The 14,244-nt window shown below is 42.3% G+C and carries 11 protein-coding genes; 5 read left to right on the top strand and 6 right to left on the bottom strand.

Annotated elements, in window-relative coordinates:
- The first annotated feature begins 81 nt into the window (after positions 1–81).
- Together FET73_RS13265 and rimK are read left to right on the top strand one after the other, a co-directional pair.
- The gene (locus FET73_RS13265; protein WP_154224455.1) at positions 82–519 is read left to right on the top strand and encodes an ATP-dependent zinc protease family protein; all 438 of its coding nucleotides are present in this window, start codon (positions 82–84) and stop codon (positions 517–519) included.
- Positions 519–1,424 carry a 30S ribosomal protein S6--L-glutamate ligase gene (gene rimK, locus FET73_RS13260; protein ID WP_154224454.1) on the top strand — a complete coding sequence of 302 codons (906 nt, stop codon included), beginning with the start codon at positions 519–521 and terminating at the stop codon, positions 1,422–1,424. Before FET73_RS13265 ends, rimK begins: the two co-directional genes overlap by 1 nt.
- 68 nt (positions 1,425–1,492) lie before the next feature.
- Here rimK and FET73_RS13255 read toward each other — a convergent pair whose 3' ends face one another.
- The 5 genes from FET73_RS13255 to FET73_RS13235 all read right to left on the bottom strand — a co-directional run bounded on the left by FET73_RS13255 (position 1,493) and on the right by FET73_RS13235 (position 9,304).
- On the bottom strand, positions 1,493–4,885 hold the full coding sequence (locus tag FET73_RS13255; RefSeq protein WP_179952288.1) for a S8 family serine peptidase: 3,393 nt from the start codon (positions 4,883–4,885) through the stop codon (positions 1,493–1,495).
- A 269-nt stretch (positions 4,886–5,154) separates the two neighbouring features.
- Positions 5,155–5,406 carry a hypothetical protein gene (locus FET73_RS13250; RefSeq protein ID WP_154224452.1) on the bottom strand — a complete coding sequence of 84 codons (252 nt, stop codon included), beginning with the start codon at positions 5,404–5,406 and terminating at the stop codon, positions 5,155–5,157.
- A gap of 573 nt (positions 5,407–5,979) precedes the next feature.
- On the bottom strand, positions 5,980–6,774 hold the full coding sequence (locus tag FET73_RS13245; RefSeq protein WP_154224451.1) for a hypothetical protein: 795 nt from the start codon (positions 6,772–6,774) through the stop codon (positions 5,980–5,982).
- Positions 6,771–7,388 carry a sigma-70 family RNA polymerase sigma factor gene (locus FET73_RS13240; RefSeq protein ID WP_154224450.1) on the bottom strand — a complete coding sequence of 206 codons (618 nt, stop codon included), beginning with the start codon at positions 7,386–7,388 and terminating at the stop codon, positions 6,771–6,773. Before FET73_RS13240 ends, FET73_RS13245 begins: the two co-directional genes overlap by 4 nt.
- A 68-nt stretch (positions 7,389–7,456) precedes the next feature.
- Positions 7,457–9,304 (bottom strand): vWA domain-containing protein, encoded by a 1,848-nt coding sequence (locus FET73_RS13235; protein ID WP_218944344.1) that lies wholly within the window; start codon positions 9,302–9,304, stop codon positions 7,457–7,459.
- A gap of 151 nt (positions 9,305–9,455) precedes the next feature.
- Here FET73_RS13235 and FET73_RS13230 point away from each other — a divergent pair, with 151 nt between their 5' ends.
- Positions 9,456–10,337 carry a DMT family transporter gene (locus FET73_RS13230; RefSeq protein ID WP_154224449.1) on the top strand — a complete coding sequence of 294 codons (882 nt, stop codon included), beginning with the start codon at positions 9,456–9,458 and terminating at the stop codon, positions 10,335–10,337.
- 63 nt (positions 10,338–10,400) lie between these two features.
- On the opposite strand, the gene FET73_RS13225 is transcribed toward FET73_RS13230, so the two are convergent.
- On the bottom strand, positions 10,401–11,030 hold the full coding sequence (locus FET73_RS13225) for a class I SAM-dependent DNA methyltransferase (RefSeq protein WP_154224448.1): 630 nt from the start codon (positions 11,028–11,030) through the stop codon (positions 10,401–10,403).
- 39 nt (positions 11,031–11,069) lie between these two features.
- Between FET73_RS13225 and FET73_RS13220 the strand changes: the two genes are divergently transcribed.
- Together FET73_RS13220 and FET73_RS13215 are read left to right on the top strand one after the other, a co-directional pair.
- Entirely contained in the window at positions 11,070–13,994 is a 2,925-nt protein-coding gene (locus FET73_RS13220; protein WP_154224447.1) for an MSCRAMM family protein, read from the top strand.
- A 27-nt stretch (positions 13,995–14,021) separates the two neighbouring features.
- Positions 14,022–14,243: a DUF3820 family protein gene (locus tag FET73_RS13215; RefSeq protein ID WP_343032291.1), complete on the top strand. Its 222-nt coding sequence runs from the start codon at positions 14,022–14,024 to the stop codon at positions 14,241–14,243.
- Position 14,244 lies beyond the last annotated feature (1 nt).

The raw sequence follows: 14,244 nt of genomic DNA, 5'->3' as shown, positions 1-14,244 counted from the left end.
GGTGTTTGAAATAAACTGTGGCTTTGTGCTTGTTTTGATTTAAAATCATTGGCTTTATAATTTTATGCTTAAGACAGAATCATGGGTGACATCAATAAATACCTGCAAGTGGGTTGGAAAGAATGGGGCAGTTTGCCCGATTTAGACATTGAGCGAGTACACATCAAAATTGATACTGGTGCTAAAACCAGCTCTTTACATTGTGTTAAGTATGAAAAATTTGAAAGAAAAGGCAAAACTTGGGTCAGGTTTTGGACCGCTGTTGATCAAGACAGTGAAACCTTACAAGTTTGCGAAGCCAGATTGTTAGACAAAAGAAGTGTAACCAGTTCAGGTGGGCATTCTACACACAGACCTGTAATTCAAAGTGAACTGGTTCTGGGAGATAATTCTTGGCCCATTGAAATCACTTTGGCAGATCGGTCTGTGATGAGATTCCGAATGCTGTTAGGAAGAGAAGCCATGGTTCACATGGCAGTTTATCCACATGAAGCACACATACAAGGACAAATAATATAATGAAAATCATAATCTTATCGAGAGGACCCAGACTTTATTCTACTAAAAGGTTGGTTGAAGCTGCTAAGCAAAAAGGCCACGAAATCAGGGTGGTTGATTCCTTGCGTTGCTATATGAACATTTCTTCGAACAAGCCCACATTGCATTATAAGGGTGAAGAAATATCGGATATTGATGCGGTGATTCCTAGAATTGGTGCATCTGTAACCTTTTACGGTACTGCGGTTTTAAGACAGTTAGAAATGATGGGCGTGTTTCCGCTCAACGAATCTGTGGCCATCACGCGCTCAAGAGATAAATTGCGTTCTTTGCAATTGTTGTCACGAAAAGGCATAGGCATGCCGGTCACTGGTTTTGCGAATTCACCGGATGACATTCCTGATTTGATAAAAATGGTAGGTGGTGCACCTTTGGTGATTAAGCTGTTAGAAGGCACACAAGGTATTGGTGTTGTATTGGCGGAAACCAAGAAAGCCGCTGAGAGTGTGATTGAAGCATTCTTGGGTTTGAAAGCCAATATCATGGTGCAAGAATACATCAAAGAAGCTGGTGGTGCTGATATAAGGTGTTTGGTTGTCGGTGGTAAAGTTGTGGCGGCGATGAAACGACAAGCCAAAGAAGGTGAATTTCGTTCTAATTTGCATCGTGGCGGTTCTGCCACATTGGTTAAGTTAACGCCAGAAGAGCGTAAAACTGCAGTTAAAGCGGCTCAAATCATGGGCTTGAATGTGGCGGGTGTTGATTTGTTGCGTGCCGAACGAGGTCCTGTTGTGATGGAAGTGAATTCTTCTCCAGGCTTAGAGGGCATTGAATCAGCTACAGGTAAAGATGTGGCGGGTATGATAATTGACTTTATTGAAAAAACTGCCAAACCTCATAAAACAAAAACCAAAGGCAAAGGTTAATTTAAACGTCATTAAAAAAAGCCGCCAATTCATTGCTGAATGGCGGCTTTTTAATGCTCAAACTTTACTTATTGTTCAAAGCCATGTTTGAAAATCAAATCTAAATCAACAGCGCCACACACATTGGGTGTGTAAACATTGTTGTAGTTGATTTGGTCTATGTAGAAACCTTCAAATTGTGAAGCAGGGTCGGTTGAAAAACTCCATCTGATTTGTACTGTGTCACCTTGGTAGGCTGTTAAATCATGAGAGAATGGATCAAATCCAGTTGAATTGCCGCCATATGCACCTTGTGAAGCTGGGTAGCCACAAACATTAATAGCAGGGCTGCCAGTTTGACTGAAGTCACTTGGATAGCCGCCAACGGGTGGTAAATCGGTCCAAGTGCTACCGCCATCATTTGAAACTTCTACGACCACGCCGTCCCATTGTGCCTCGATTTCATACCAAGCTTGGTAGTCAACAGAAGGTGAGCCTGAGTTAGGAATAGATAATTCAGGTGAGTAGATGCGAGCACAGGTATTAGATGTGTAAGTACTGGCACCTTCAAAAGTGCTTCGGTAACTTAATGTACCATCACTGGCTCTGTCATTGGAAACTGACCAAGTGCCGGTAGCATTCATTAGCAAGCTGTCATCAATATTGTCACTTAATGTACCAATAGTATTGGAAGCGGTTCCAATAGCCGTTGAAGCCAACTCAGGTGAAAGCGATGAAGTATTGCCATTATTCAAGGCTTCAACCCTATAAAAATAAGCTTGACCACCTGTGACGGTTAAATCATCATGCTGTGTCATATTATTAACTGTTGTTAACAATGTGCCGCCATTGGCTGTAAAGTTATGACTGGTTGAGCGGTAAATATTGTAGCTCACACTTGGATCTGCTGGACAGCTACTGGAAGCAGCTGGCCATGATAATCCAATACTACAGCTGTCATTAACGTTACTTGTAATGGCTGTTTCTGTTGCACTGAATTGAGGTGGTAGCAAACAAGCTTGGGCTGAAGTCACATCGACACATGAAGTGTAATTACTTTCATAATCGCTGTTAAAAGCTCGCACTTGATAGGCATAGTCATAACCACCAACGGTGTCGGCATCAGTAAATGATTCACTGCCAGTTTGACCAATAAAGCGCATTGACCCCGACTGAATGTTTTGACATGTACCTGTGGCACGATAAACTTCATAAAAATCTGCGTTTGTTGCAGCTGTCCAATTCAAGTCATTACCTGATAAACCATTGGCAGCCCCCATCAAATTGCTTGGATCTCCTAAATTTTGTGGGCTGACAGAACCTAATGCACCACTAACAACCAAGGCATAACCTTGTTTATCAGAACCAAAAGTGCCATCACCAGGGATGTCTGCACCTGTTACTGTGATTTCATAAGTTCCAGTTTGGGGTGCAGTTAACCTAACTTGTTCAACAGTGTTGATGTTATCAGCTGAGCCACCAGTTTGAGAAACGGCAGAATTTGCTGTATTGAAATTATTGCCTAAATAAGTGCCATCCGGAGCCACAATTGAAAGGTTTAAGTTATTAACCAATGTAACGCCTGAGCCAGTAGGACCGGGTAAGTCATACCAGGTCAACGTGGCGCGAAATTCTTCGCCGGATAAAACATCGACATCAAAAGTTACACTTTCATCATTACCTAAGCCATTCTCATGTGTAACATCCCAGAACTTAATCTTTCTGTTGTCTCCATCAAAATGTAAGGTATTGTTTAGCGAAGGTCTGCCCCAGCCTGTGCGATTATAATTGAAGCCAGCATCGGCATTAGAGCCATTCAAAAGCATCGCTTTCATCAATGGCCCACTCGGTTTAATGCTGTCGGCTGCATTTTTTACGCCTGTTGGGTAAAATCCATCAACAAAGTACTGTCTCAACAATGCCATGGCGCCTGCTGTGATTGGCGTTGCCATTGAAGTACCACTGGTGGAACGTGAAGATGGATTGGTGTCAATGGTACTGCCGTTATTCGAATCACCAGCTGCTGATACAATACTGGTTCCAGTCGTGGCAATGTCGGGCTTTAAACGACCGTCATCAGTTAAACCGTAGTTAGAATATCCAGCAATTGTCGCACTGTTGCCGTGGTTCAAGGCACCTACAGTGATGGCATTTTTGGCATTGCCTGGTGAGCCAGTGCTGTTTGCTACATAGGCATCGTTTCCTGCAGCAACCGCAATAATCATATTCTCTAAATTTCTTAGGGTGCGATCAAGATTTTGATCTGAGCCCCCATATTCACCGCGTGAATCGGATCCATAGCTGTTGCTATGAATGTATGCACCTGCATCATGGGCCTGTTGCCACATGGGGGATGAGCCTACACCAGTCAGCCCAGAATTACTGCCGATATCTTGGAATAAGATTTGTGCATTCGGTGCCATGCCGTCATCTGTGTCATAACCAGATTGAGTGGGTGAGGCAATGCTGCCACTGCCATTAGACAATTTATCACCTGCGACAGAACCAGATACATGTGTACCGTGGTATGTGCCTTCATCATAGGCTGTTGCGCCTGGCATCACCCAATAAGCGATGACTTTATTGTTGTGGTTCATGTTGCCAACAAACGGCGGTGAGGAAGCTTCTGCATCAGTTAATGCAGAAACCACACCGTTACCCTTGTCTAAATGAGCGAACCAATCTTCATTCCTGTCCAAACCTGAGTCTGCAATGCCAACTATTTGACCAGTACCATAAATACCTTGGGCAAATATACTGCGGTCAATTGGGCTTGAACTGTTGTCTTGCACAGCCTGAACAGCGTCATCATTTAAGAAGCGTTCTGGATAATAGCGGTTGATCCATTGAATACCTTCGGCTAATGACAGCCTGTTGATGCTGGAATCAAAGTTTTGTGAAGGGATTGAAATGGCAATGCGGTTATCTGATGCAGGAATGTTTGAAGTAGCTAAAGTGGCTGAAGGCACCATTTTTTTGATCAATGCTTCCATTTTAGATCTTGGATAATCTTTAAATGCATGAATTACCAGAGTATATGATGTCAACGAAGCGCGGTTTTGTTGCCACAAACTTGGAGAAACTTTATAACCACTTTGGAAAGCACCGTGCCACCTGATGTCACTGTTGGCGCTCAATACATTTTGATCTTTGTTTTTCCAGTTAACAACAAAAGCGTTACTGGGTAAAGATTGAATGACTTCAAAACCTTGTTGCTTTAACCATTGTGCATTCGCTTTGCCAATATTAAATTGGACGATGCCATAATTTTTGGAGGCAATACTTTCTAAACCAACAGCCTGAAAATTCAAAGCTTGGTTTTTCGGGTCAAATATACCTGTGGCAAGGATGAGTTGATTGTTATTGATGGCTTGTTTGATGCTTTGTGGGTCAGGTTGCTGTGATGCCAAGGTGGGCAAATTAGCAAGGGTTGCTGAACCGGTAAACAGCATGGTCGCTGCTACTAATGGTTTTAATTTCATTGGGGTGAGACTCCTCATTTATTATATTTAGGCTAAAAAAATAGCAAGTTATTATTGAAGATGAAACCATAAGTTTCAATTAGATTCTTATGCTAAGTTTGAAAAATCACAATAATTGATAATGAAGGGAAGGTTTTTGCTGTTATATATGTGAGTCTAATGAAAATTTTAGCTTTCATTTATCAATGTAAAAAATCATCATCCAGTCACAGAATGAGGGTGAATGCTAATAAATGCCCGTATTTAGGTTTTTTTTATATAAAACCAGGTTATTTGCTGAAGACTTTGCCGCCAATCATTTTAAATGCAGGTGTGCCGCGCACCAATGTGTCACGGGCAAAGGTCTGTTTGCAGCTTGGGCAAGTGCAAGGTGTGGTGGTGTAATCTACGCTGATTCGTTCCTTGAAGCATTTGACCAATGAGCCTTTGCCACCTTTGCGGTATTTGAACAGCTGGGTTTTGCATTGGCTACAGAATATATCGATTGTTTTTGTTGGGCCTTTTTTGTTCGGTTTTGCCATGTGGATTAGGTATTATTTTTTGTAAATTTTTAATGTAGATTTGATTATAGGTTGTAAACCTGATGCGGGGCAAGGGCAGGGGTGAACCCTGCAGCTACGAAAAAATCATCATGCTGACATCACGTTATTTTGAACGGGTTTTTTGTGCGGTGAATTTGTTGTGGGGCAAGGGCAGGGGTAAACCCTGCAGCTACGAAAAAATCATCATGCTGACAGCGCGTTATTTTAACGGTATTTATGAACGGTGAATTTGTTGCGGGGCAAAGACAGGGGTGAACCCTGCAGCTACGAAAAAATTATCATGCTGACATCACGTTATTTTGAACGGGTTTTTTGTGCGGTGATTTTGTTGCGGGGCAAGGGCAGGGGTAAACCCTGCAGCTACGAAAAAATCATCATGCTGACAGCGCGTTATTTTGAACGGTATTTATGAACGGTGAATTTGTTGCGGGGCAAGGGCAGGGGTAAACCCTGCAGCTACGAAATAATTATCATGCTGACAGCGCGTTATTTTGAATGGTTTTTGTGAACGGTGAATTTGTTGCGGGGCAAGGGTAAACTCTATGGCTTCATTTATTCTATGTTTTCAATAGCTTCAATTAGCTCATTAAAATCATAATCTGGCCAATCTACTTGCATGGTGGCGAGTAGGGCTTGGGCTTGGGCTTTTTCGCCTTGAGCTATGTATTGTTGTAGCTGTTGCCATTCCAATGCCATCATCGGGTCGGCGATGCTGTCTTTGCTGATGCGTTGTTTTTTCGCTTTGAATTCTGATTTAAGTAAGGCTTTATTGCGTTGTAAGCTCAATTTGGCAGGTGATTCAGCTTCTACTGATTGCGATTCTTCTGCTAGTACAGGTTCATACTTGGCTTCATCATCAGCCCCATCATTTTCGGCTTTGGGGTTCCTCATGATTCGGCTGCCTGTGACGGTGATTTTTCCTTGTTCTTGGATAATTTGTTCATCCAAATCATATTCATCAGCCAGGACTTCTTCTTTTGCTGCCATTTTTTTATCAGCTTTGGGTGGCGCTTGTGCCGCAGGTTTGGGTTGGGCAACGGATTCCATATCAGCTTGACGAAAATAATCTTCGGCTTGTTGAACCTCAGTGGGTGAAAGGTTCAAGGTGAGCCAATAAAGCAAAGGTGCAACCAATGCCACACTGGCTGCTGCCATCCACATGCTGCGGTTGCCTTTTTTGGTTACAACTGAATGCGCATTTAAGCTGTCTTTGGCTGCTTGTTGAATCAATTGATCCAAAGCCGCAGGTGGTTGTTCATTGCCTTGGCCTTTTATTGAATCTTGATACAAGTCATTGATGGTGTCATTGTTGCTTGAATCGTTATTATTTGAATCGGTGTTACTCATCGCCAATGCTCCAATGTGTGTTTCAGTTTCTTGATGGCATAACGGTATTGGCTTTTTATGCGCTCCAAGGGTTGATCTGTGGCGTTGGCCACTTCACTCAAACTCAGGCCCGATTCATGTTTCATAACAAAAGTCATTCGCTGCTGGTCGGGCAGGGTGGTAATGGCCTCGGTTAACTGTTTGGCCATGCGTTTTCGTTCTAATTCATTTTCAGGTAACTCCAATTGATTCTCGCCAAGTGCTACAGCCAGTTCATCAATTGTTTCATCTGGCGAAACACTATTTTTTAGTTTGCCGTTTTTTCGCAACCAATCTATCAACAGTCGGTTGGCGATGGTGTACGCCCAGGTGGTGAATTTGTATTCAGGGTTGAACTGGCTTTTGTTGTTGATGATGCGCAGCCACAGTTCCTGAAATACTTCATTCGCGTCTTGTTCGTTGTTGCAGGTCTTTTTAACGAAGCGGTACAAAGGACCTTTGTGTCTTTGGTAAAGACGGTCAAAAGCCCTTTGTGCCTTGTCCATACCAATGTCTTTTTCATTGTTGGCAAAAAGTAACATCAGTTGTTCATCTGCTGAGCTGTCAATGTTGTTGGCGATGTGCTTATCGTTCATGTTTTTATTGTAAGCGCATTTAAGTCACCGAACAAATTAATAGTTGAGCAAATCAATGACCTCACTGTTCAATTGGCCAAGCTTTTTGCCAATGACACCATTTGCAAGAATTCACCACGGTATCCATATGGATCTTGGCCTTTACTGGTTCTGGCCAAGTTCAATACGTCGTCGTAGTTAAATTCTGCCAAGTACTGACCTTCGCGCAATAACTGGCCAAAAGCCGCTACTGAGGTGGCGAATTTAAATGATTCACTGGCGCGGTTCATGGGTTGAATCAAGTCACGTTTGATCGGCCATTGTAGCAATTGGCTGGTGTCTGAGTTTGGTTGCTTGTAGCGCATTTTCAGGAAAGCCAGCTCATGGCTGTAGCCAGTTTTGGCATTGTGTTTCTGATAGCGAGATTCGCCTAACCAACCTTTGTTGCCTTGTAACACCACTTCATAAATAGCGGTTACTGTGTGACCTGCACCAATTTCTCCAGCATCAATCTTGTCATTGTCAAAGTCTTCGGTTTTTAATTTGCGGTTTTCATAACCAATCAAACGGTATTCTTTGACGGTATCAGGGTTGAATTCAATTTGAATTTTCACATCTTTGGCGATGGTCATTAAGGTTGAATTGATTTGATTGACCAACACTTTATTGGCTTCCTTGATGGTGTCAATGTAAGCGTGGTTGCCATTACCCACATCGGCCAATTGTTCCATCAGGTGGTCGTTGTAATTGCCAGTACCAAAACCCAATGTGGTCAATGAAATACCTGTTTTACGTTTCTTTTCTACCAATTCTTTCAATGCTTCGAAGTTGGTTGTGCCGACATTAAAATCACCGTCTGTGGCAATCAGGATGCGGTTGATGCCATCTTTGACCATGTTTTGTTCTGCCAGATGGTATGCCAAGTGGATGCCTGCCGCGCCATTGGTCGAACCGCCAGCTTGTAAGTTATCCAAAGCTTGGGCAATTTTCGCATGGTTGTCACCGGCAGTCGGCTCAAGCACTACACCGGCAGCACCTGCATAAACCACAATGGAAACTTTGTCGTTGTGGTTCATTTGTTTGCTGAGTAATTTTAATGATGATTTCAGTAATCCTAATTTATCAGGGCTGTTCATTGAACCAGACACATCCAGTAAAAACACCAAGTTGGCCGCGGGGCGTTCGCTGGCATCTTTTTCAAAACCTTTTATGCCGATGTGCAGCAAATGGGCATTTTCGTTCCAAGGTGAAGGTGCCATTTCTGTGGTGGCGAGAAAGGGTTGATTGTTGTTGTCAGGTGTGGGGTAGTCATAATCAAAGTAGTTGATCAACTCTTCAACACGAACCGCGTCTTGGCGTGGCATTTGGCCTTGGTTTAAAAAGCGACGGACATTGGCATAAGCACCGGTGTCGACATCAATACTGAAGGTGGAAATCGGGTTATTCAATACGGCACGAACGGCTTGGTCTTCAAAATGTTTGTAGTTTTCTCGATCAACAACTGGCGGCGAATAAGGCATGGGTTCAGGAGATGCCATGATGCGACTGCCAGTGACTGTGACATGACTTTGTTGTGCAGTGGCATAGTCAGCGACAGCATGGTTATGGGCTTCTTTTTTGGCTTTGGCAGTTAATTGTTTGTGCTCTCTAGGTATAGGAGTAAGACTTGCTTCACTTTCTTCGGCCAATACAGAAACATTTTCAGTAGTTACGTTATCTTTTTCATCTCTGCTGACTGGTTTGGGTTGGTTAATAACAATCACTTCGTCATTTTTATTGCTTCTTTGCTCAGCAGTTGTTTCGGGATTGGTTTGATTTGAACAAGCTGCCAATGCCAATGTAATGGCGGCAGTTAGAATCATTTTGTTGACATTGATTCTTAAGGTAGTGGTTGATAAGTTCTGTGTTTTTAATAATGCTGTGTTTCTTTTATTCATAGTTTACTCCAGTGGTTAATGATAATTTTAAAGCCGCAATGTTGCGTTCTTGTATATGTATACGTGGGCACTTGGCATTTGGGGTTAAAGTCATTTGGTTTTTTTTACAAACAACCCCATAATGCGACTTTAATCATCATCATTTGCCATCATGAAATCTGTATTAACTATGTTGTTTGCCGCGTTTTTAATCAGTACGTCTAGTGTTTGGGTGCGTTTGGCTGAGCTGGCACCATCTGTGTCGGGTTTTTATCGCATGGCGATTGGTGGTGTGTTGTTGATTGCCATTTGTTTGTTTCAAAAACGCAGGTTGTGGGTGAGTGGCCAATATTTATCTCAATTGTTTTTGGTGGCCGTGTTCTTTGCCGCAGATTTGTGGTTGTGGCACCGCAGTATTTTGTATGTTGGGCCCGGTTTAGCGACTGTACTGGGTAATTTTCAAGTATTCTTTATGACCTTGTTCGGCGTCTTATTCCTCAATGAAAAGATAGGCTGGCGGTTTTTGTTGGGCTTGGCTTTGACGTTCTTTGGTTTGTTTTTATTGGTGGGCATGCATTGGTCTGAATTGGATGCTGATTACCGCATGGGTGTATTTTATGGTATCGCTACGGCATTGGCATATACCGGGTTTATGTTGTCTTTACGCCGTGTACAAGGGCAGAAGGGTGCTTTGACAGCGATGGCCAATTTAGGCCTGATGTCGGTGATGTGCGCGTTGATTCTGTTGCTTGAAGCATTGCTGACGGGTCAAAATTTGATGATTACCACGGTCACGGCATTGGGCTCGATGCTGGCATTGGGTGTTTTGTGCCAAGTGATTGGTTGGGTGATGATCACCCGAACCATGCCATTGTTGCCTGTTTCAATTGTCGGTTTGCTGTTATTACTACAGCCGGCTTTATCGATGGTTTGGGATGTGTTGTTCTTTGACAGACCGATGGGTAGCAATGATTATTGGGGCTTGTTGTTGGTGTTGAGTGGCATATACTTGGCGACTTTGAAGGCTCGCAGACAAAAAGCGACACATAATTGAGCTTGTCTGTCCTTGTTCATTCGGTGTTCATTGGTTGTTCTGGTGCGACTATCGATATGCCAATCACTGTTCGCTCAATTGAGCAATGAGACAACACTCGGTTTTCTGACTTAAAGGTTCTGCTTGTTGCGCTTTGAATAATATTTTGAATCCGAGTTGTTTCAATGTGGTGTTGATCATTTCAAGCGAATGATAGTACATGTCCAGGTGGTGTCTGCCATCACTTGATGTGCTTGTTTCTTGCTTTAAAGTCGGGTGAACAATCCAGCTGAGGAATAACAGTCCCTCTGGGTTCAATCGATCACAACAATGTGTGAGCAATGTTTTTGTATCATCAGGTGAAAGATAGGGCAGCACAAAGGCATTGCATATTACATCAAAATAACATTCCAACTCATTGACATTCAAGCAATTCATTGTTTTAAAATCAGCTTGACTGACATGTTTTTTCGCCAAAGCAATCATGTTATCAGACAGGTCAATGCCGAGCATTTGGCTCTTTGGCTTTTGACTTAAGATAAACTCAGCCAAAAGTCCAGGCCCACAACCCACATCCAATACATCGGCATCATCAGCCATCAAATCCACCAGCTGCTGATACCAGTTGTGGTATTGCGAATCATTTTTAAAACGTTGATAATATTTGTCTGCATTTTCATTGAACGCATTAAATACATTTGTGTCGAAAGTCATGATTCCATTATACTGCTACTTTTTAAAATTATGCCTCATATGAAAATAATTACGCTCATACTGTTATGCCTTTTGGCCTTTCAAACACAAGCCACAAAGAACATTAAAGCAAGCTACACATTCCCAGAGACTTCTGAAAAAATTGAATTAACTGAGGGAACTGGTCAAATTAAAGGCCAAGTTCGTGATGCGGTAACTCAAAACAACATCAATCCAGAGCTGAATTTGACCGCCAACTTGTACTACAAACTCCCAAGGTTTGGGGACTGGGCTTTTGCAAACAGTATGGAAGTTACCAATGGTGAATTTACATTTAATGAGTTGCCCGATGGGGAATATGCGATAACCATAAGGTGGACGCCTGTTGGTTATTTAAATCAAATTGAACGCGGATACTTGCCCACAATTTGGTCAGAAAGTGGCGCCAAAGAATTATTCATTGGAGAATTTAATAATGATAACATCATCAGTTTACAGAATGAAAACAACAGTAGCGCGGTCAACATTGACTTAGAAAGGGCAGCTGTATTTGAGATTGTCCATCCAGGTTATTCTGACTACCTCTCTAATGCTTTTGCGTATTCTAGGACGCTTAATGACGGCAGGTTTAGGCAGCCTCTTTACAAGTTGAATCAAACCACAATAGGAAACCAAGGACAAAGTATCACAAATACACACTTTGTTTTTGCATTGCCAGCAAGTGATTATCAATTTTATATAGAAAAACATCAGTACACCAGTCAAATACTGGGTGGCGGGAATTGTAAGTTTTGCCGCAATCAAATTCATTCAGGTGATGGTGAAACAATACCTTTGATAAAGGGGCTGAATCAATCAAGAAATATCGATTTGGATTTCAACAGGGGAAGGGTTTACGGAAGCATTCCGAATAAAGAGGGCAATACTTATATCAATGCCATTTCTGTAGATACAAATGCCTATTTTTATGGTGCTGAACAAACTACTGACCGCACTAAAAATTTGATAACCGGAGTAAATGAAGGGTATCATTTTTTGCATTTAAAGTCGCCATCTTATCTGGGATTTAATTACAGCTATTTACTGGGAGGGTCGCAATGCTATCACCAATCTTGTCAATATGATGAGGCAAGAATTTTCAAAGTTGATTCAAATACACAGGTCCCTCCAGTTTTGGTAAAACAAGGTGGAGCAGTAACGGGTGAAGTGGTTGATAGGTTGTCAGACAATGGTTTGCTGATATCTGAAAACCCTGATCTTAATTATTATGCTCATTGGCTCAGTTTTTATGATGAATATTTTAATTTGGTATCAGATAAACAAGTTAATGGCCAGTATCGAGTTGTATTGCCTGCCGGTAGGTATTATGTCAGAACGGGTAACCCTGAAGAACGTCAAAGCAATCGAGGGTACATTAACCACGTGTATCCAGGAGTGGCTTGTAATGGTCAAAAATGTGACCTATCACAAGGGCAATTAATTACTGTCATTGAGGGACAAGAAACTACTGGAATTGACTTTGAAATGAACAGAGGGTATGTGATTACTGGTGCTGTCATTGCCTCTGACAGCAACCCTGAATTCCCAGTCGCTCACGCACGTGTAGAAGTTTATGATGAACAGCATAACTTTTTAATGGATGTAGATACCTTGAAAGATGGTACTTTTTCATTGGGTGGTTTACAAAATGGACGCTATTATTTAAAAACCAGTAACGGTAAAAAATACCAACAAGCTATCAAACACCAAACGGCCGCTTGGGGTTGGTTGGATGCCGTTTATCCAGAAGTACCTTGCCCTAAAAATCAGTGTGATTTATCTGATGGAAATTTGGTGGAAATCAATGGTCAAGATGTTACTGGAATCAAGTTTGAATTGAAACGCACTTTGGTTATTACAGGAACCATCAAAGACAAATGGCGTGGACAACCTATTGAAAATGCCACTGTTCATGTCCACAGTATGTCAGGTGAATTGCTTGGATCATACACTAGTGATGAGTCTGGGTGGTTTGCGACCAATGGTTTGTCCTTAGGTCTTGAAACCGAAAATTTTCTGCTGACCGTGGATGGTGGGCTACTTTATTATAACCGTGCAGTTGGTGGAGAAGATTGTATCTATCAAGCTTGTAAACCTGAAATGGCCACACCGATCAATTCCGCTGACTTACACATGACGATAGAATTAAATCATAAACGTGTTGTGGATGAGCGATTCAGTGGTATGTGGTTTAACCCTGATGAATCTGGCCATGGTTTACAATTTGAAGTGTTTCACCGAGGAGAGCAGAAACTAAATGTGGCTTGGTTTGCACATGAAGACGGTAAACCCATGTGGTTGACGGGTACTGGGATGATACTCGGCAACCGGGCGTTTGTTGATTTAAGCATCACTGATGGTACTGATTTTCCAGCAAGCATGAATGCACAGTATTGGGGCACTTTGCGGGTGACTTTTGATGATTTGAATCATGCGCAATTGAAATGGGATACAAACTTTGAAGGCTTTGAGTCAGGTAAGCTGTCCGTCGAAAGGTTGACGGTGATGTCAGAAGCCACTGAGTCTGACGGCCTGTCAAGTGACATAACTTCTTGTGCGAGCGGCTCTTATTACGACCCAGAACAGCCTGGTGAAGGCTTATTTTTAGAAATTATTGGAGAACCAGAATCTAATGCTTTATTGACTTGGTATGGTTATCGAGGTGATAAACAGTTTTGGGTGACAGGAAGCAGCGCTATTCATGGTGATGAATTATATGCGCAGGTTTACTACACGCAGGGCACCGGCTTTACACCTGAATTTGATTCCAATGCAGTGAGTACAGTGGTTTGGGGCCATATCAAAGTCAAAAAGGGCATGTATGGCGATTTAGATGTGACTTTTATTCCAAATTTTCAGCATGCTGTAGAGTTTGAATCCAAAACAATTCGACTTAGCAGGCTGACTGTCATCAGTGGTGATGATGGCATGTGTGGCACAATTTAAAGGGTCTAGGTGGTAAATAAAAATATGATGGATAAAAAGGAATTTGTCAAAGCCTTACAGACGGAAATGCCTTTTGGTAAATATCAGGGCAGGAAGTTGATGGATTTACCGGGTCATTATTTGGCCTGGTTTGCCAGACAGGGATTTCCGCATGGTAAACTGGGGCAGCAATTGGCTTTGATTCATGAGTTGGATCACAATGCCTTGTTGGATGGTATCAGAGACAAAATGCGCAGTCATGTTGAATAAA

The sequence above is a fragment of the Marinicella rhabdoformis genome (genome assembly GCF_009671245.1).
GTDB classification, from domain to species: domain Bacteria; phylum Pseudomonadota; class Gammaproteobacteria; order Xanthomonadales; family Marinicellaceae; genus Marinicella; species Marinicella rhabdoformis.
This window is presented reverse-complemented; position numbering and strand designations above follow the sequence as displayed.

Coding starts and splice junctions, on each gene's coding strand:
- FET73_RS13250 (WP_154224452.1), bottom strand. CDS start 5,406: ATGGCAAAACCGAACAAAAAAGGCCCAACAAAAACAATCGATATATTC.
- FET73_RS13240 (WP_154224450.1), bottom strand. CDS start 7,388: ATGAACGATAAGCACATCGCCAACAACATTGACAGCTCAGCAGATGAA.
- FET73_RS13230 (WP_154224449.1), top strand. CDS start 9,456: ATGAAATCTGTATTAACTATGTTGTTTGCCGCGTTTTTAATCAGTACG.
- FET73_RS13225 (WP_154224448.1), bottom strand. CDS start 11,030: ATGACTTTCGACACAAATGTATTTAATGCGTTCAATGAAAATGCAGAC.
- rimK (WP_154224454.1), top strand. CDS start 519: ATGAAAATCATAATCTTATCGAGAGGACCCAGACTTTATTCTACTAAA.
- FET73_RS13265 (WP_154224455.1), top strand. CDS start 82: ATGGGTGACATCAATAAATACCTGCAAGTGGGTTGGAAAGAATGGGGC.
- FET73_RS13235 (WP_218944344.1), bottom strand. CDS start 9,304: ATGAATAAAAGAAACACAGCATTATTAAAAACACAGAACTTATCAACC.
- FET73_RS13220 (WP_154224447.1), top strand. CDS start 11,070: ATGAAAATAATTACGCTCATACTGTTATGCCTTTTGGCCTTTCAAACA.
- FET73_RS13215 (WP_343032291.1), top strand. CDS start 14,022: ATGGATAAAAAGGAATTTGTCAAAGCCTTACAGACGGAAATGCCTTTT.
- FET73_RS13245 (WP_154224451.1), bottom strand. CDS start 6,774: ATGAGTAACACCGATTCAAATAATAACGATTCAAGCAACAATGACACC.
- FET73_RS13255 (WP_179952288.1), bottom strand. CDS start 4,885: ATGAAATTAAAACCATTAGTAGCAGCGACCATGCTGTTTACCGGTTCA.